12 protein-coding genes are annotated in these 19,049 nt (G+C 72.7%); 7 read left to right on the top strand and 5 right to left on the bottom strand.

Annotated elements, in window-relative coordinates:
* Window positions 1-97: 97 nt before the first annotated feature.
* Window positions 98-760 carry a hypothetical protein gene (locus ACPT94_RS27305; RefSeq protein ID WP_360330252.1) on the bottom strand — a complete coding sequence of 221 codons (663 nt, stop codon included), beginning with the start codon at window positions 758-760 and terminating at the stop codon, window positions 98-100.
* Window positions 761-958: 198 nt separating this feature from the next.
* On the opposite strand from ACPT94_RS27305, the gene ACPT94_RS27310 reads away from it, so the two are divergent.
* From ACPT94_RS27310 to ACPT94_RS27325, 4 genes are all read left to right on the top strand, one after another.
* Window positions 959-2,785 (top strand): gamma-glutamyltransferase family protein, encoded by a 1,827-nt coding sequence (locus ACPT94_RS27310; RefSeq protein ID WP_425247062.1) that lies wholly within the window; start codon window positions 959-961, stop codon window positions 2,783-2,785.
* Window positions 2,786-2,871: 86 nt separating this feature from the next.
* Window positions 2,872-3,720 (top strand): inositol monophosphatase family protein, encoded by an 849-nt coding sequence (locus ACPT94_RS27315; protein ID WP_360330246.1) that lies wholly within the window; start codon window positions 2,872-2,874, stop codon window positions 3,718-3,720.
* Between the two features lie 304 nt (window positions 3,721-4,024).
* Window positions 4,025-5,431 (top strand): phytoene desaturase family protein, encoded by a 1,407-nt coding sequence (locus tag ACPT94_RS27320; RefSeq protein WP_425247114.1) that lies wholly within the window; start codon window positions 4,025-4,027, stop codon window positions 5,429-5,431.
* Between the two features lie 50 nt (window positions 5,432-5,481).
* Window positions 5,482-5,991: an O-acetyl-ADP-ribose deacetylase gene (locus tag ACPT94_RS27325; RefSeq protein ID WP_360330243.1), complete on the top strand. Its 510-nt coding sequence runs from the start codon at window positions 5,482-5,484 to the stop codon at window positions 5,989-5,991.
* 27 nt (window positions 5,992-6,018) lie between these two features.
* Here the strand turns inward: ACPT94_RS27325 and ACPT94_RS27330 are convergent, their stop codons facing one another.
* The 4 genes from ACPT94_RS27330 to ACPT94_RS27345 all read right to left on the bottom strand — a co-directional run bounded on the left by ACPT94_RS27330 (window position 6,019) and on the right by ACPT94_RS27345 (window position 9,293).
* Window positions 6,019-6,435, bottom strand: a complete 417-nt coding sequence (locus ACPT94_RS27330) for a DUF2267 domain-containing protein (RefSeq protein ID WP_360330240.1) — start codon at window positions 6,433-6,435, stop codon at window positions 6,019-6,021.
* 66 nt (window positions 6,436-6,501) lie between these two features.
* Window positions 6,502-7,401, bottom strand: a complete 900-nt coding sequence (locus tag ACPT94_RS27335) for a polysaccharide pyruvyl transferase family protein (RefSeq protein ID WP_360330237.1) — start codon at window positions 7,399-7,401, stop codon at window positions 6,502-6,504.
* Window positions 7,402-7,482: 81 nt separating this feature from the next.
* Entirely contained in the window at window positions 7,483-7,896 is a 414-nt protein-coding gene (locus ACPT94_RS27340) for an SRPBCC family protein (protein ID WP_360330234.1), read from the bottom strand.
* A gap of 200 nt (window positions 7,897-8,096) precedes the next feature.
* Window positions 8,097-9,293, bottom strand: coding sequence for a helix-turn-helix domain-containing protein (locus ACPT94_RS27345; RefSeq protein WP_425247063.1), 1,197 nt, complete (start codon window positions 9,291-9,293; stop codon window positions 8,097-8,099).
* Between the two features lie 356 nt (window positions 9,294-9,649).
* On the opposite strand from ACPT94_RS27345, the gene ACPT94_RS27350 reads away from it, so the two are divergent.
* The 3 genes from ACPT94_RS27350 to ACPT94_RS27360 all read left to right on the top strand — a co-directional run bounded on the left by ACPT94_RS27350 (window position 9,650) and on the right by ACPT94_RS27360 (window position 18,959).
* Window positions 9,650-10,492, top strand: coding sequence for a DUF4394 domain-containing protein (locus ACPT94_RS27350; RefSeq protein WP_360330228.1), 843 nt, complete (start codon window positions 9,650-9,652; stop codon window positions 10,490-10,492).
* A 315-nt stretch (window positions 10,493-10,807) separates the two neighbouring features.
* Complete coding sequence (locus tag ACPT94_RS27355; RefSeq protein WP_425247115.1) at window positions 10,808-14,866, top strand: bifunctional nitrate reductase/sulfite reductase flavoprotein subunit alpha; 4,059 nt, start codon at window positions 10,808-10,810, stop codon at window positions 14,864-14,866.
* 160 nt (window positions 14,867-15,026) lie between these two features.
* Window positions 15,027-18,959 carry a glycoside hydrolase family 2 TIM barrel-domain containing protein gene (locus tag ACPT94_RS27360; RefSeq protein ID WP_425247064.1) on the top strand — a complete coding sequence of 1,311 codons (3,933 nt, stop codon included), beginning with the start codon at window positions 15,027-15,029 and terminating at the stop codon, window positions 18,957-18,959.
* Window positions 18,960-19,049 lie beyond the last annotated feature (90 nt).

Consider the following 19,049-nt stretch of genomic DNA (forward strand, 5'->3'; position numbering starts at 1 on the left):
GGGGGGGGGGGGGGGGCCCCCCCCCCCCCCCCCCCCCCCGCCTTGCCGTGACTGGGCCGAACGGCCCGGACCGGTTTCTCCGTGCCCCGGTCCTGCCTCAGTTCGCCGCGGTGGCCTTCAGCGCGGCGACCGCCTCCTTCGCCGCCTTGATGGCGCCCGTGTTGATCACGTCCGTGCTGGGCGCCTTCTTCGACTCGAAGTCGCTGCCGTTGTAGGTGACGACCACCAGCGCGTTGGACACCCGGGCGAACACGGTGCCCTCACGGGTCTGCTGCTTGTCCTCGGTGGTCAGGTTCACCACCGAGTAGCCCTCGTCGCCCAGCCCCGGGACCGCCCCGCCGCCGCTCTTCTCCGCGATCCGCTCCTTGTACGAGGTCTGGGCCGCCTCGTCGGAGTCCATGAGCTCGAAGGAGATGTCGAGCCAGCGGTAGTCGTAGCCCTTGAGCGCGTTCCAGGAGCACGTGCGGCGCAGGGTGGTGTCCGTCGAGGGGATCTCCTTGCCCGCCGTCCTGGCGCCCGGCACCAGCGAGGAGACCGTCTTCGCGGCCACGCTCGTGCAGGGCGCGGGCGCGGCGGCGAACGTCTTCGACACCGCCGTGGAGGAGGGGGCGGACTCCGACGCGGACTGGGGCTTCGGCGTGTCCCGGGCCGCGGTGTCCTCCGTGGACGGCCCGGACGACAGCGCCCAGCCCGCGCAGGCGAGCACGACGACCGGGGACAGGCGCGCGGTGAGGGCGAGCGGCAGAGGCAGAGAGCGCACGGCGCACTTTCGTGGGGGATGGTGCGGACGGGGTCCGCGGTGCGGACAGGGACGCCAGTGTCACACGAGTCCCTGTGGGGCCGGAAGGGTGAACTCGCTCCGTGGTGGGGCGGTGACAGAAGCGGGGTCGGCACCGTGGCAGGGCGCCCCGCGCGCGTGTGATCATCGGGTCGGTCGCCGCAGACGTGAGGAGCCCCCGTGTTCACCACCCGACCCACGCTCCAGGGCACCTTCGGCATGGTGTCCTCCACGCACTGGCTCGCCTCGCAGTCGGCGATGGCCGTCCTGGAGGACGGCGGCAACGCCTACGACGCGGCCGTGGCCGGCGCCTTCGTGCTGCACGTCGTCGAACCCCACCTCAACGGACCCGCCGGCGAGGTGCCCGTCCTGCTCGCCCCGGCGGGCGGCGAGGTGCGGGTCCTGTGCGGACAGGGCGTCGCCCCGGCCGGCGCGACCGTCGCGCACTACCGGGGGCTCGGCCTGGACCTCGTGCCCGGCACCGGCCCGCTGGCCGCCGCCGTGCCGGGCGCGTTCGACGCCTGGATGCTGCTGCTGCGCGACCACGGCACCAAGTCCCTCGCCGACGTCCTGAAGTACGCCATCGGATACGCCGAGCACGGCCACGCGCCCGTGGAGAACGTCGGCGCGACCGTCGAGACCGTCCGCGAACTGTTCGAAACGGAGTGGACGTCGTCGGCGCGGGTGTACCTGCCCGGCGGGCAGGCCCCGAGCCCCGGCCGGCTGTTCCGCAACCCCGCCCTGGCCGCCACCTGGAAGCGGCTGCTCGCCGAGACCGCCGGCGCGGGGGAGAGGGAGGCGCGGATCGAGGCCGCGCGGGAGGTGTGGCGCAGCGGGTTCATCGCCGAGGCGCTGGTCCGGCAGGCACAGCGGCCCACCCTGGACACCAGCGGCGAGCGCCACACCGGCACTCTCACGGCCGCCGACCTCGCCGGCTGGTCCGCGAGCTACGAGGCGCCGGCGACGTACGACTGGAACGGCTGGACGGTGTGCAAGGCCGGCCCCTGGAGTCAGGGCCCGGCCTTCCTCCAGCAGCTCGCCCTGCTGCCGCCCGAGCTGCCCGCCCTCGGCTCCGCCGACTACCTCCACCTGCTGATCGAGGGCTGCAAGCTCGCCATGGCCGACCGGGAGGCCTGGTACGGGGACGCCGCCGAGGTGCCGCTGGCGGAGCTGCTCTCGGACGCCTACAACGCCGGGCGGCGGGCCCTCGTCGGCGACAGGGCGTCGCACGAACTGCGGCCGGGCAGTCCGGGCGGGCGCACGCCCCGGCTGAGCGCGCACGCGCGCGTGGTCGTGACGGACGAGCCCGGCTTCAGCCCGATGGGCGTCGGCGAGCCGACGGTCGCGAAGGCGCCGACCTCGCCGGTGCCGGGGGAGCCCGAGGTCACCGCCGAGGGGGGCACACGCGGCGACACCTGCCATCTCGACGTCGTCGACCGCTGGGGCAACATGGTCGCGGCCACGCCCAGCGGCGGCTGGCTGCAGTCCAACCCGGTCGTGCCCGAGCTGGGCTTCCCGCTGGGCACCCGGCTGCAGATGACCTGGCTGGAGGAGGGCCTGCCCAACTCGCTCACGCCCGGCCGCCGCCCCCGCACCACCCTCACCCCCTCGATCGCCCTGCGCGACGGGGCGCCGGTGTTGGCGTTCGGCACACCCGGCGGCGACCAGCAGGACCAGTGGCAGCTGCACTTCTTCCTGGCCGCCGCCCTCCGCGCGCGGGTGCGCGGCGGCCTCGACCTCCAGGGCGCCATCGACGCCCCCAACTGGCACAACGACAGCTTTCCCGGCTCCTTCTACCCGCGCGGCATGCGGCCGGGCAGCGCCACTGTCGAGGCCCGTACGGACCCCGGGGTCGTCGCGGAACTGGAGCGGCGGGGCCACCGGGTGACCGTGGGACCTCCCTGGTCGGAGGGCCGGCTCTGCGCGGTCGCCCGGGACCCGCTGACCGGGATCCTGTCGGCCGCCGCCAACCCGCGGGGCATGCAGGGATACGCGGTGGGACGGTGACCCCGCGCCCCGGTGTTCACGCCGATTCCACCCCGAGTGCACCGGCGGGGCGGGGATTGTCAGTGGGGCGTGCTCTCATGGAGGGCATGATCCAAGACACGGAAACCATCGAGGAGTTTCTCGCCCACCACTCGGCCGACGTGGAGGAGGCGGTGCGCAAGGCCGCCGCGGCCGAGATCATGCCCCGCTTCCGCCGGCTCGCCGCGCACCAGGTCGACCAGAAGGCCGGGCCCCACGACCTGGTCACCGACGCCGACCGTGGCGCCGAGCTGTTCCTCACCGACGCCCTCGGCGCCCTGCTGCCCGGCTCGGTCGTCGTCGGCGAGGAGGCGGTGCACGCCGATCCGGCGACGTACGAGGCGCTCCAGGGCGACGCCCCGGTGTGGATCGTCGACCCGGTCGACGGAACCCGGCAGTTCGTGCACGGCGACGAGGGCTTCTGCACGCTGGTCGCGCTCGCCCGGCACGGCGTCGTGCTCGCCTCATGGACCTACGCCCCGGCCCGCGACCAGCTCGCCAAGGCCGTCCGCGGGGCGGGCGCCTTCCTCGACGGCGAGCGGCTGTTCGCCGGCCCGCCCACGCCCGGCCGCGACCTGACGGTGGCCACCTCCCACCCCGACTACACCACCGACGAGCAGAAGCACGCCCTGCTGGGCCTGTGGGCGGACGGTGTCGCCCCGCGCGCGTGCGGCTCCGCCGGACTGGAGTACCTGGCCGTGGCCCGGGGCGAGTTGGACGCCACGGCCTTCTCCTGGGAAGCGGCCTGGGACCACGCGGCCGGCCTGCTGCTGGTCGAGGAGGCGGGCGGCGCCCACCTCACGCTCACCGGCGAGCCCTTCCGGATCACGGGGGGCAACACCCTGCCGTTCACGGCGGCCCGGGACGCGGCGACGGCCCGGCGGGTGGCGGGACTGCTGTCGGGGACGCGGCCCTGACGGCGTGGTGCTCGGAGGTCTCGCGCCCGGTGCCGCGGGGTCCGGTCCCCGAGGGTCGAGGCGCCTCGGCCCCGGGCCCCGAGACGTCGCCGACGCAGCCTTGAGACGCCTCGACACCGGGCGCCTTCCAGCCCCGTCCATGCAGCCCCGCGGCCGTCGGCCCAGGCGCCTCGGGACCTCGTCCACCAAGCCTTGAGCCACCGCCCCCGAGCCGCCTCGACACCACCGCGCCGCAAGTGCTGTCGGACCCCCGGCATATCCTGAACCCGGAGGCCAGCGGCTGACGAAGGGGTCCGACGTGCCGGTGCTTGACGTGGTCGTGGTGGGAGCGGGGCCGAACGGCCTGACCGCTGCCGTGGAGCTGGCCCGGCGCGGCTTCTCCGTGGCCCTCTTCGAGGCCCGGGACACCGTGGGCGGCGGAGCCCGCACCGAGGAGCTCACCCTCCCGGGATTCCGTCACGACCCCTGTTCCGCCGCGCACCCCCTGGGCATCAACTCGCCCGCCTTCCGCGCCCTGCCGCTGGAGCGCTACGGACTGCAGTGGCTGCACTCCGACCTGGCCATGGCGCACCCCTTCCTCGACGGCACCGCCGCCGTGCTGTCCCGCTCGGTCGCCGAGACGGCCGCCTCGTTCGGTCCCCGCGACGCGGGCGCCTACCGCAGGCTCGTCGAGCCGTTCCTGCCCCGGTGGGACACCCTGGCCCGGGACTTCATGTCGCTGCCGCTCACCACGCTGCCCCGCGACCCCGTCACCCTGGCCCGCTTCGGCCTTGTCGGCCTGCCCCCGTCCACCTGGCTCACCCGCCGCTTCCGCGACGAACCCGCCAAGACCCTCTTCGCCGGTCTCGTCGCCCACATCATGGCCCCGCTGGGCGGCTTCGCCACCAGCGCCATCGGCCTGGTCTTCGCCCTCGCCGCGCACGCCCGCGGCTGGCCCGTGGCCCGCGGCGGCTCCCAGGCCGTCTCCGACGCCCTCGCCGGCTACCTGACGGACCTCGGCGGCACCATCCACACCGACTACGAGGTCAAGCGCCTCGACGACCTGCCCCCGGCCCGCGCCTACGTCTTCGACACCTCGCCCACGGCCCTCGCCCGCATCGCCGGCCTCGGCCGCTTCTACGACGGCTACAAGTACGGCCCCGGCGTCTTCAAGATCGACTACGCGCTGGACGGTCCGGTCCCCTGGACCGCGCAGGAGGCGCACCGCGCCACCACGGTGCAGATCGGCGCCGACAGCGCGGAGATCGGCGCCGCCCTGCGCGCCGCCTCCCGCGAGGGCCGGGCACCCGAGCGGCCCTTCATGATCACGGTGCAGCCCGGCGTCGTCGACCCCACCCGCGCACCGGACGGCAAGCAGGTCTTCTGGGCGTACGCCCACGTCCCCAACGGCTGGACCGGCGACCTCACGGACGTCATCGAACGCCAACTGGAGCGCTTCGCCCCCGGCTTCCGCGACCGCGTCCTCGCCCGCGCGATCGCCGGCCCCGCCGAACTCGCCGCCCGCAACGCCAACTACGTCGGCGGCGACATCGGCTCCGGCGCGGCCTCCGGCCTCCAGCTCCTGCTGCGCCCCAGGCTCTCCCTGTTCCCGTACTCCACCCCGCACCCGGCCGTCTTCATCTGCTCCTCGGCCACCCCGCCCGGCCCGGGCGTCCACGGCATGTCCGGCCACAACGCGGCGAAAGCCGTGTGGCGGAGGCTGCGGCACTAGCACCCGCTCCCGCCGCCACGCACCGACGAGAGACCAGAGAGGCAGCCGTCATGACCACCATCACCCTCGTCCGGGGCGACATCACCGACCAGTCCGTGGACGCGGTCGTCAACGCCGCCAACTCCTCGCTGCTCGGCGGCGGAGGCGTCGACGGCGCCATCCACCGCCGCGGCGGGCCCGAGATCCTCGACGAGTGCCGCAAGCTCCGCGCCTCCCACTACGGGCGGGGCCTGCCCACCGGCCAGGCCGTCGCCACCACCGCCGGCGCCCTGGACGCGCGCTGGGTGATCCACACCGTCGGCCCCGTGTACAGCGCCACCGAGGACCGCTCCGACCTGCTGGCCTCCTGCTACCGCGAGTCGCTGCGCGTCGCCGACGCACTCGGCGCCCGCACCGTGGCGTTCCCCGCCGTCTCCGCCGGCATCTACGGCTGGCCGATGGACGACGCGGCCCGCATCGCGATCGAGACGGTACGGGCGACGCCGACGGCGGTGCAGGAGGCCAGGTTCGTCCTCTTCGACGAGCGGGCGTACACGGCGTTCGCCGACCGACTCGGCTGAGGGACAGGGCTCCAGGTGTATTGACCCCTAGCCGGCGCGTCCGGTCGGCAGGAGTTCGCGGATGTCGGCGGGCAGGGCGTCGGCGACCTTGCGCATCTCCTCCGGTGAGACAGCGGCGTCGAGAACCTCCAGCACCGCGGCGGAGTACTCGAGCGCCGTGTCCTCCGTCGTGCCGGCCCGGACCGCGACCCGGCCCGCGAACGTCGTCAGACCGAAGCGCTCTCCCACGCCCCTCGGCCGCTCGTACGACGCGGCGGAGGCGGTCGTCTCACGGATGTCCGCCGCCAGATGGTGGGGGAGCTGCGCGGCCAGGTGGTCGGCCAGTCCGGTCGGCAGCCGTTCCGCCAGGGTGCACAGCACCGACCGGGTCGCGCGCTCGGCGGATCCGCGATCCGGGAGGTGAGCGAGGGCCTGCACAGTGCCGATCATTTCGTCGTGCCGCATGGCCGAGGCTCCTTTCCGTGCTCTGCTGATGAGGTGGGCCCGGCTTGCGACCTCGCGCCGTCCTTGTCACGGCTGTAGGGCCCGGAGGAGGTCGTCCGCGCTGTCTGCCCGAGTACCCCGGCGGAAGACGGCACTGATGTCCTGGGCCAGTCCGAGACCGGAGCTCGCGCACCAGTCCCACCAGCGGTCCAGCGCGCCGGCGTCGAGCTGCTCGGCGGGTATCACCGCGGGCCAGCCGCAGGCGTGCGCCTGCGCCGTCACCTTCGCGCCGCCCTCGACCGGGTCGACGGTGAGCGCGGGGACCCCCGCGCGCAGGGCGAGCACCATGCCGTGCAGCCGGTCGGTGACCACCAGGTCGAGCCGGGAGAGCACCGACTCCAGCTGGGCGGGGGTCGCGCTCAGCCGCCAGTCGTGCACGTCGAGCCGGGTGTCCAGCTCCAGGCACGCACAGTCCCGGCCGGACAGCCAGCCGGTCACCTGTTCGGCGACCCGCTCGTGCCGTCGGCGTCCTCCGTACTCGTGCTGGCCGTGGGTGAGGATGACCCCGACGACGGGCCGGGCGGGCAGGGCGGGCGCGCGGGCCGCCAGGTCCGGGGTCGGCTCGGTGCCGGGGGCGTCCCGCGCCAGCACATGGTGGAAGCCGGTGACGGCCGGGCTCCCGGCGTCGACGACGGAGGTGCCCACGGCGATCCGCACACAGTGCGCGAACCGTCGGTGCAGTTCCTCGATGTGCGGCCCGTGCAGCGGACCGCAGACGAACACCAGGTGCGAGTAGTCCTCGGGGCGGACCTGCGCCAACGACGGCCCGGCGGGCCGGAAACCCGGACTCCAGGCGATGTCGTGAGCCAGGTTCGCCCGCCGCAGCACATCCCGCGTCCGCTCCAGCGCCAGCAGGTCCCCGGCGGTCGCCTCCCCCTCCAGGAAGCCGAACCACCCGGTCAGCAGGATCCGCGGCCGTTCTCCCACAGCGCCCCGGGTGCCCTGTCGGCCGTGCGGCAATCACCGGGGGACGGGCTCCGGCCGCGTCCGCCGAGAGCGGGGCGCCGGTCAGCCGGACGCGGGGTCGACGTGGAGCCGCACCTGGTCCTCCAGGCGTCGCAGGCTGGCGTCCAGGGCGTCGCGCACGGTCTCCTCGCCCGGGTCGTGGCTGTCGTCGAAGAACGACAGGTGCACCGTCACCTCGCTGGCCCCGCTGCCGATGCCGGCGACCTGGAGCCAGCCGGTGTAGCTCCCCTGGTCGCGGGTCCCCCATTCCAGGCGCATCTGGTCGCGCCGGGCGCGCAACAGGGCGGCGGTGTCCTCGTCGGTGCGGTCCTCGTGCACGGTGACGGCGGGCAGGTCCCCGGCGTCCACATGCAGGGCCTCCGGCAGCCAGCTGTCCAGCCGGTCGACGTCGGCGGCCTGCTCGAAGACGCGCTCGGGCTGTGCGGGCATCGTGCGTGAACGTTCGTACTCGGTCATCGCGGTACTGCTCCTCGGCTCGGTTCGTCGTCCGCGCCCGTTGCTCCTGGCCGGACGGGCCGGGTACCCAGCGGCCCGAGCCGTGAATCGGCCCGGCCTCCTCCGCACGCGTGCCCTGCTCCGGCTGGGTGTCTGCCCCGGCTGGGTGCCGCGCCCCGGCTGGGTGCCGCGCCCGGCTCGGTGCCGCGCCCCGGACCGGTTCACACCCCCGACAGCCGCCGTGTCACGACCGCACTGAGGATCCGCACGCCCTGGGTCGAGCCCGGTTCGATGCCGGTGAGTTCCCGCACCCGGCGCAGCCGGTAGTCCAGGGTGCGCGGGTGGATGTTGAGGGCTCGCGCCGCGGCACCGCGGTTCATGTCGCAGCCGTAGTAGGCGTCGAGGGTGACGACGAGGTCGGGGCCGGGGTTCAGCCGCCGGGCCACCGCCCGCAGCCACTCGTCGACGAACGGCACGTCCACGGCCGCGAGTTCGACGAAGACGTCCGCGAGGGCGTGCGGCCGCAGCCGCTCGGACGCCGGCCGCAGCGGGGCCGCCCTGCTGATCCGCCGGGCGCGACGGAGGGCGTCGCCGAGCTCGGCCCGTGCCCCGGTGGCGGTGCCCGCGGCGCAGGGACGGCCGAGGGACCGGGCGAAGTCCCGTAGGAGACCGGGTACGGCGGGAGGCAGCGGGGGTCCGGCGTCATCGGGGTCCAGGGGCACCAGGGCGATCAGCTCGCCGCCCCGGCCGCCGCCCTCCCGGCACCAGGTGACCGGCACCTGGTAGGTCTTCACCAGCGCCTCGATCTCGCTCGCCAGCTCACCATCGCCGGCGGGGCGGTCCGGCGCCCGGATCACCGTCACCGCGTAGTGCTCGGCCAGCCGCATTCCCACGACCGGGGCGAGTTCCGTCGCCGTGGCATCCGCGGCCAGCAACGACCTGGCCAGCAAAGCGACTTGTTCGACGTACGGCAGACGCCGCCGTATCACTTTCACGAACCCCTGGCTGTAGGCGCCGATGCCGCGCTCGCCCTGCGGCGCGAACCAGGCCATGATCCGCATGAGTTCCTCGACGTCACCGCCGCGCTGGGCTTCGGTCGCCTCGTTGATCTCGCGCAGCATGAGCGCCGTGTGGAGTTTCAGGACCCGCTGCCGTGACGCGAAGGACATGCCGGCGCCCGCCCGCACCTCGCCCATCGACGCGATGTGGGCGAGGTCGCCCTCGGTCAGCGCGCTGTTGTCCGGGGCCAGTTCGACCGTGCGGCGTCTGAGCCAGACCGCGTAGTCCAGCGTCTCGGCCCTGGCTCGCGGCCTCGTCTCCAGCGAGGCGAACTCCGGAATCTCGCGGACGTACGTCTCGACCTCGCGGCGGGCGTTGGCCGGCACCTGCCGGGCCAGCTCGGCGAAGAGGCTCCCCATGGATGTGAGCATGACATGCGGGATCTGTGGGGGACAGGTGAAAACCGGACTGTGTTCCTCCCCCGCGTGAACGGTCCACAGGGGAACGGGTGGCGGTTTTGTCACACTGCGCAAAGTTCCCGGACGGGGGCGCCCTCGTCGCCGGATTCGCTTGTGGGGCTGCGGTGGCGTGGGCTTAATGGATACCGCGTCGCGGCCCGCGGGAAATCACTTCACGAACCATTCCTGGCATTACTTCGCACAGAGAAACGTGCTGATCCGCGCGGAATTCGTCCAGGGAATTCATCCACGGAATTCACTCATGGAATCCATTCACGGGAGGGGAATCACTGATGAAATCGGGCGTCAGAAAGAGAATGGCGGCGGCGGCCGCGGTCCTGTCCGCCACGGCGGCCCTCGTCATCGGCACACCGGGCACCGGCTCAGCCGCCACCCCCAGCCTGCGGGCGTTCGGGATCAGCGGCGACGGCACCCTGATGGCGACGTTCACCACCGACCGGCCGCAGGTGCTCGACTGGGTCCGGGCCATCACCGGCTTCGTCGGCGACACCAGGATGGTCGGGATCGACTTCCGGGTGCAGGACGGCCTCATGTACGGCGTCGGCGACAAGGGCGGCATCTACACGATCAAAATCCCGTCGGGCACCACCGACGTGGTCGTCACCAAGGTCTCCCAGCTCCAGTTCCCGCTGAACGGGACCACCTTCGACATCGACTTCAACCCGGCGGCCGACCGGCTGCGCGTGATCAGCGACTACGGCCAGAACCTGCGGCACAACCTCAACGACCACACGACCATCTCGGATCTCCACCTCACCACCCCGCCGACCGAGGGGTCGACCCAGGGCGTCACCGCCGCCGCGTACACGAACAACGACCTCGACCCGACCACCGCGACCACGCTGTTCGACATCAACACCATCTCCGACCAGGTCGTCATCCAGTCGCCGGCCAACAACGGCACGCTCGCCCCGACCGGCAACCTCGGCGTCAACGCCGGTCTCAACGCCGGACTGGACATCTTCAGCTACCGGACCAACGGCAAGACCACCTCGGTCGCCGCCTTCGCCTCGCTCACCCCGAGCGGCGCCAGTACGCCGTCGCTCTACAGCATCAACCTCTTCACCGGCGAGTCGGCCCCCATCGGCCAGTTCCCGCTGAACATCACGGACCTGGCCATCACCATCTCCGGCAGCTGATCCCCCTTCCCACCAGCGCCTTCTCGCCGCGGCCCGCCCGCTCCCCACGGACCGCGGCGAGCGGCTGCCCGCCGGACACCGGACCGCCCGTCCACCACCCCGCTCACACCCGCCCGCCCCCCGCTGTGCGCCGGGCTTAACTCCCGGCGTCCGGTCGGGGAGACACCTGCGTAATGCGGACTTCGTACTGTCACCATGGCTCTCACCAGGCCGATCGTCAGAACGAAGGGGGCGCCCGTGGCCGTGCCGGACCCGCGGACCGACAGCACGACGAAGGTGCGCACGGTCTGCTCGTACTGCGGTGTCGGCTGTGGCATGGTCCTCGACATCGGCCCAGGACCCGACGGACGCCGTACGGTCCTGAAGGCATCCGGTGACAAGGAGCACCCCGCGAACCTCGGCCGGCTGTGCACCAAGGGCGCGACCACGGCCGAGATGCTCGCCGCACCGGGCCGGCTGACCACCGCCCTCGTCCGCGCGGACCGCGGGGAGGAACCGGAGCCGGTCCCCGTGGACACGGCGGTCGCCGAGACGGCCCGGCGGCTGCGGGCGATCGTCGACGAGCACGGGCCCGACGCGGTCGCCCTCTACGTCTCCGGCCAGATGAGCCTGGAGGCGCAGTACCTGGCGAACAAGCTGGTCAAGGGGTATCTGCGCAGCAACCAGATCGAGTCGAACTCCCGGCTGTGCATGGCGAGCGCCGGCACCGGCTACAAGCTGTCCCTCGGCGCCGACGGGCCGCCCGGCTCCTACGACGACCTCGACCAGGCGGATGTCTTCCTCGTCATCGGCTCCAACATGGCCGACTGCCACCCGATCCTCTTCCTGCGGATGATGGACCGCGTCAAGGCCGGCGCGAAGCTGATCGTCGTCGACCCGCGCCGCACCGCCACGGCCGCGAAGGCCGACCTGTTCCTCCAGGTCACGCCCGGTACGGACCTCGCTCTCCTCAACGGCCTGCTGCACCTGCTGCACGAGAACGGCCACACCGACCCCGACTTCGTCGCCGCGTACACCGAGGGCTGGGAGGCGATGCCCGAGTTCCTCGCCGACTACCCGCCCGCCACCGTCGCCGAGATCACCGGCATCCCCGAGGCCGACCTGCGCGAGGCCGCCCGGCTGATCGGCGAGGCGGGGGAGTGGACGAGCTGCTGGACGATGGGCCTCAACCAGTCCACGCACGGCACCTGGAACACCAACGCCCTGGTCAACCTGCACCTCGCCACCGGCAAGATCTGCCGGCCGGGCAGCGGGCCCTTCTCCCTGACCGGCCAGCCCAACGCCATGGGCGGGCGCGAGATGGGCTACATGGGCCCCGGACTCCCCGGCCAGCGGTCCGTCCTCGTCGACGCCGACCGCGCCTTCGTCGAGGAGCTGTGGGGGCTCGAGCCCGGCACCATCCGGGCCGACGGCGTCGGCAAGGGCACCGTCGAGATGTTCCGGAGGATGGCCGACGGCGAGATCAAGGCCTGCTGGATCATCTGCACCAACCCCGTCGCCTCCGTCGCCCACCGCAAGACCGTCATCGAGGGCCTGGAGGCCGCCGAGTTCGTCGTCGCCCAGGACGTCTTCGCCGACACCGAGACCAACGCGTACGCCGACGTCGTCCTGCCGGGCGCCCTGTGGACCGAGACCGAGGGCGTCCTCATCAACAGCGAACGCAACCTCACCCTCGCCCGGCCCGCCGTCGAGCCGCCCGGCGAGGCCACCGCCGACTGGCGCCTCATCGCCGCCGTCGCCCGCGCCATGGGCTACGAGGACGGCTTCTCCTACGACAGCGCCGAGCAGATCTTCGAGGAGATCAAGGGCGCCTACAACCCGCAGACCGGCTACGACCTGCGCGGAGTGACCTACGAGCGGCTGCGCGCCACCCCCGTCCAGTGGCCGGCCGCCACCGCCGACGGCCCCGCCCGCAACCCCGTCCGCTATGTCGACGCCGACGGCAGGCTCACCTTCCCCACCCCCAGCGGCCGTGCCGTCTTCCACGCCCGTCCGCACGTCCCGCCCGCCGAGATGCCGGACGACGACTACCCGTTCGTGCTGAACACGGGCCGCCTCCAGCACCAGTGGCACACCCTGACCAAGACCGCCAAGGTCGCCAAGCTCAACAAGCTCAACCCGCGCCCCTTCGTCGAGGTGCACCCGCGGGACGCGGCCGGGCTCGGGATCGCCGACGGCGACTCGGTTGAGGTCGCCTCGCGGCGCGGGCGGGCCGTGCTGCCGGCCGTCGTCACCGACCGGGTGCTGCCCGGCTCCTGTTTCGCGCCGTTCCACTGGAACGACCTGTTCGGCGAGTACCTCAGCGTCAACGCGGTGACCAGCGACGCCGTCGACCCGCTGTCCTTCCAGCCCGAGCTGAAGGTGTGCGCGGTGTCGCTGACGAAGGTGGCGACACCGGTGCGCCTGCAGGCCCCGGCGCAGGAGACGCCGGCCGTCGAGGCACCGGTGCTCGTCCCCACCGCCGTCCAGCCCTCCGCGGCCTCCGTCTTCGGCCTGGACCCCACTCCGCCGCCCGTCCTGACCGAGCGTGAACGGCAGTATCTGGTCGGCTTCCTCGCCGGCATCCCGGCCGGTGCCCCCGGCGTCCCGGTCCTGCCGCCGGACGCGCCCTTCAGCCCCGAACACGCCCTGTGGGTCAACGGCACCCTCGCCGGGATGTACTCCCGCACGGCCGCCGCCCCCCAGCAGCCCCCGGGGCGCCAGGTCGTGATCCTGTGGGCCTCGCAGACCGGCAACGCCGAGGACTTCGCCGCCGCCACCGCCGAGCGGCTCACCGCGGGCGGCCACACCGCCTCCCTCCTCGCCATGGACGAGGCCGACCCCGCCGCACTGCCCTCCGACGCCGACCTGCTGCTGATCACCAGCACCTTCGGCGACGGCGACGCCCCCGACAACGGCGCCGGCTTCTGGGCGGATCTCGCCGCACCCGGAGCCGGCCGCCTGGAAGGCCGCCGGTACGCCGTCCTCGCCTTCGGCGACTCCTCCTACGACGACTTCTGCGGGCACGGACGCCGGCTGGACCGCCGTATGGACGAGCTGGGGGCCGTACGGCTGGCGCCGCGCACGGACTGCGAGCCGGACTACGAACCGCAGGCAGAGGCCTGGCTGGAACAGGTGCTCATCGCGCTCAAGGAGGCCGAGGCGGCCGATGAGGCCGAAGAGGCCGAGGACAGCACCGCGCAGGCCGGGAAAACGACCTCCCTGGCCCTGGCCCCGGCCCCGGCGCCGCCGGCCGCCCCGGCGCGCCCCCGCCGGCCCGCCCCCGTCATCGCCGGCCTCGTCGGCAACCGGCTGCTGAGCCTGCCCGGCTCCGGCAAGGAGGTGCGCCGCTTCACCTTCGACACCCGCGACAGCGAGACCCCGCTCGTCTACGAGGCCGGCGACGCCCTCGGCGTGCGCCCCCTCAACTCCCCCGAGCTGGTGGCGGAGTGGCTGGCCGTCACCGGTCTCGACGCGCACACGCGCGTGCGGGTGAACGGGGTCGGTGAGGTCGGTTTCGGCGAGGCCCTGCTGCGGCACCTCGACATCACCCGCGTCAGCCCCGCCCTGCTGCGCTTCACCGCCGACCGCACCCGCGACCCGCGCGAACTGCGCAAACTGCTGCGCCCCGACAACAAGGGCGAGCTGGCCAAGTGGTCCTGGGGCCGTCAGGCCGTCGACGTGGCCGCCGAGTTCGGGATCCGGGCCGACGCCCAGGAGTGGGCCGAGGTGATGGGCCGGCTCCAGCCGCGCCTGTACTCGATATCGTCCAGCCCGCTGACCGACCCCCACCTCGTCTCGCTCACCGTCTCCGTGGTCCGCTACGAGAACCTGGCCGGCCGCCCCCGCCAGGGCGTCTGCTCGCCCTTCCTCGCCGACGCCGAGCCGGGCACCGAGGTGCCGGTGCACGTGCAGCGCTCCCCGCACTTCCGGCCGCCCGCCGACCCGGCGACCCCGATGGTGATGGTGGGTCCCGGCACCGGCGTGGCGCCGTTCGTCGGCTTCCTCCAGGAACGGCGGGCCCGCGGGCACCGGGCGCCCAACTGGCTTTTCTTCGGCGAGCAGCGCCGGGCGACCGACTTCTACTACGAGGAGGAGCTGACCGCGCTCCTGGCCGACGGCGGCCTCGCCCGGCTGGACACCGCCTTCTCCCGCGACCAGCGCGCCAAGGTCTATGTGCAGGACCGGATGCGCGAGCACGGCTCCCAGCTGTGGTCCTGGCTCCAGGACGGCGCCCGCTTCTACGTCTGCGGAGACGCCTCCCGCATGGCCAAGGACGTCGACCGGGCCCTGCACGACATCGCCGTCGTCCACGGCGGCCTGGACGAGGAGGAGGCCGCCGTGTACGTCAAGCAGCTCGCCTCCGAGAAGCGGTACGTGCGGGACGTGTACTGACGGCCGGTGACGGAAGTGAGCCAAGTGGCGTTGCGCCGAAGAGAGTTGATATTCGGCCATCGCGGCGCGTCCCTGTTCGATTTATCAACACTATCCGACAAGATCTGACGCACCCTCCGTCCGTGCAGCCGCACGGTTCGCCCCGAGGAAGGTCATGGTCATGTCGCATCCGCACGTGTCGTCCATGGACCGGCCGGACCGCCCCCAGCGGGCGGTCGTCAGCCGTCGTCGTCTCCTCGAGGGCTCTGCCGCCGTCCTCGGCGCGCTCGCCCTCTCCGCACCGTCCACCGCCCACCGGGCCGCCGCGGCCGACGGCACCGACGGCACCCCCGAGTGGAACGGCCACATCGACGTCTTCCGCCTCGGCGCCGAACCCCCGCACACCACACTCATGCCGTACGCGACCGTCGGCCAGGCCCTCGCCGCCGACCGGACCCGCTCCCCGTACCGGCTGAGCCTCGACGGCACCTGGAAGTTCGCCCACGCCGAGCGCCCCGACGACCGGGACCCCGACTTCCACCGCGCCGACCTCGACGACAGCGACTGGGACACCATCCCCGTCCCCTCCGCCTGGCAGCTGCACGGCTACGACCGCCCGATCTACATCAACATCACCTATCCGTGGTGGGGCCCCAACGGCCTGGGCGAGGACGCCCAGCCGCCGGCCGCCCCCACCCGCTACAACCCCGTGGGCCAGTACCGTCGCACCTTCACGGTCCCGCGCGACTGGGCGGGACGGCGGACCTTCCTCCACTTCGAAGGGGTCAAGTCCGCCCACTACGTCTGGATCAACGGGCAGCTGGTCGGCTACCACGAGGACTCCTACGACCCCGCCGAGTACGACATCACCCCCCACCTCAAGCCCGGCGCCAACCAGATCGCGGTGGAGGTCTACCGCTACTCCGACGGCGACTGGCTGGAGGACCAGGACATGATCCGGCTGAGCGGCATCTTCCGCTCGGTCTACCTGTACTCCACACCGGCCGTGCACCTGCGGGACTTCAAGCTGGAGACCCCGCTGAGCGACGACTACAAGGCGGCCGAGCTGTCGGTGACGGCGAGCGTGCGGGACTACGGAGCGGGGGAGGGCGGGGGATCCGGTAGCCGGTATACGGTCGACGCAATGCTGTACAACGCCGACGGCCACCCCGTCTGGTCCCGGCCCCTGCAGCAGACCCTCGACCTCGAAGCCGGCGGCGAGGCGACCGTCCGGGCCGCGAAATCCGTCCCCGCGCCCCGGCTCTGGTCGGCCGAGGACCCGTACCTCTACACCGCCGTCCTGCGCCTGCGCGACCCCGCGGGCAAGGTGATCGAAACCCTTTCCCACCGCGTCGGCCTGCGCGAGTTCGCCCTCAAGGACGGGCTGATGCGCATCAACGGCAAGCCGGTCTCCTTCCGGGGCACCAACCGGCACGAGATGCACCCGGTCCACGGCTCCGCCCTCACCCGCGCGGACATGGTGCGGGACATCGAGATCATCAAACGGCTGAACATCAACACCGTCCGCACCTCCCACTACCCCAACAACCCGCTGTGGCTCGAACTCGCCGACGAGTACGGCCTGTACCTCGTGGACGAGACCAACCTCGAAACGCACGGCATCAGGAACGAGTACCCCGGCAACCACGCCGAGTGGACGACGGCGTGCGTGGCCCGCGCCCAGAACATGGTCCACCGCGACAAGAACCACGCCTCGGTGGTCATCTGGTCCCTCGGCAACGAGGCGGGCGGCGGCAGCACGTTCAACGCCATGTACGACTGGATCCGCTCCTACGACACCACCCGCGTCATCCAGTACGAGGGCGACGACCGCCCGGGGATCAGCGACATCCGCTCCGAGATGTACGACAGCCCCTCCCGCGTCGAGGCACGGGCGAAGGACACCACCGACACCCGGCCGTACGTCATGATCGAGTACTCCCACGGGATGGGGAACTCCAACGGCAACTTCAAGAAGTACTGGGACCTCGTCCGCCGCTACCCCGTCCTGCAGGGCGGCTGGATCTGGGACTTCGTCGACCAGGCCCTCAGCTGGCCCACCCCCACCCGCAAGCTGCTCACCGAGTCCGGGCCGGCGAAGCTCCACGGCGAGATCATCGCCCCCAGCGGCACCTTCACCCGCGACAAGGGCGTCTGTGGCGGCACCGTCTTCGCCCGCGACACGCGCCTCGACCTCACCGGCTCCCTCACCCTCGAAGCCTGGGTGACCCCCCATGTCACCGGCTACCACCAGCCGATCCTCGCCAAGGGCGACACCCAGTACGCCCTGAAACAGACCAACAGGACCCTGGAGTTCTTCATCCACGGCGGCGGCCAGTGGATCACCGCGAGCTGGGCACTGCCGGACGACTGGACCGGCCGCGAACACCACGTCGCGGGCGTCTTCGACGCGGACACCGGCACCCTCACCCTCCACGTCGACGGCTCGGTGCGCGCCACCCGGACCACCACCCGGCGCCCCGGCAACAACACCGCCTCCCTGTCCCTCGCCACCGACGTCGACAACCCGACCCGGGAGTTCAGCGGCACCGTCCGCCGGGCACGCGTGTACGCCCGCGCGCTGAGCGCCGCCGAGCTGGCCTCCGACAGCCGGGGCCCCGGCGACGAGGGCGTACGGTTCTGGTTCGACGCCGCCACCGTCGGCCTCACCGAGAAACGGCCCCGCGACAAGACGTTCTACGCCTACGGCGGCGACTGGGCCGACAACCCCAACGACGGGGCCTTCTCCGGGGACGGCATCGTCACCGCCGACCGAGGGCCCACCGGCAAGTCCGCCGAGGTCAAGCAGATCTACCAGGCAGTCGACGCGGCACCGGCCTCCGGGGGCGGCCCGCTCGCCCCCGGAGGGGCCGTCACCCTCACCAACGAGTACCTCTTCACCAACCTCCGTGAGTTCGACGGACGGTGGGAGCTCGTCGGCGACGGGAAGGTGGTGCAGCGCGGACGGCTGAGCCGTGCCCAGCTGGACGTGGCACCGCTGTCGAGCAAGGACATCGTCGTGCCGTTCAGGGTGCCGGGCGACCCGGCGCCCGGCGCCGAGTACTTCCTCCAGCTCTCCTTCACGACCAGACAGACCACGAAGTGGGCGAAGGCCGGCTTCGAGGTGGCCAAGCAGCAGATCGCCGTCGACGCCGGCAGCCCCGCCGTCACGCCCGTGGCACTGGCCGGCGTCCCCGCGCTCCGCCACCGGGACGGCGACACGTCGGTCACCGTCACCGGCAAGGGCTTCTCGGTCACCGTCGACAAGAAGTCCGGCCTCATCACGCGGTACGAGGCCGACGGCGCCCCCCTGATCTCCTCCGGCCCGGCCCCCAACTTCTGGCGGGCCCCCACCGACAACGACCGGGGCAACGGCCAGCACACCCGCAACCAGACCTGGCGCGACGCCGGCGCGAACCGTGCCGTCACCGACGTGAGCGTGCGGGCGCTGCGCGACCGGGCCGTCGAGATCAAGGTCGCCGGCACGCTGCCCACGACGACGCAATCGACGTACACCACCACCTACACCGTTTTCGGAAACGGCGAGATCAAGGTCGACAACACCCTGCACCCGGGTGCCGCGAGCCTGCCGTACATCCCCGAGGTCGGCACCCTGCTGTTCCTGCCGGCGCGCCTCGAGCACCTGCACTACTACGGCCGCGGCCCCGAGGAGAACCACTGGGACCGCAACAACGCCACCGACGTGGGCCTGTACTCCGGCACCGTCACCGGGCAGTGGACCTCCTATCTGCGCCCCCAGGAGAACGGCAACAAGACCGACGTCCGCTGGGTCGCCCTCACCGACCGCCACGGCCGCGGGCTGCTCGTCTCCGGTGAGCCCCTGCTGGAGGTGAACGCCTCGCACTTCACCCCCGAGGACCTGTCGGTCGGCGCCCGCCACGACTACCAGCTCACCCCGCGCCCCGAGGTCGTCCTGCGCCTGAGCCACCGGCAGATGGGCGTCGGCGGCGACAACAGCTGGGGCGCGCACACCCACGACGAGTACAAGCTGTTCGCCGACCGCGACTACGCCTACACCTACCGGCTGCGCCCGTTGAAGGACGTCGACGAGGCGACGCGGGCCTCACGACGGCCCACGGCAACGTCCGAGTAACCGGTTCCACAAGCGGGCACGGTCACCCCTCGGTGACCGTGCCCGCCCCTTTCTGCCCGGCCGGCGCGGGCCCGCCGCGGTCCGCCTCCA

The organism is Streptomyces aurantiaciflavus (assembly GCF_049808595.1).
Taxonomy (GTDB): domain Bacteria; phylum Actinomycetota; class Actinomycetes; order Streptomycetales; family Streptomycetaceae; genus Streptomyces.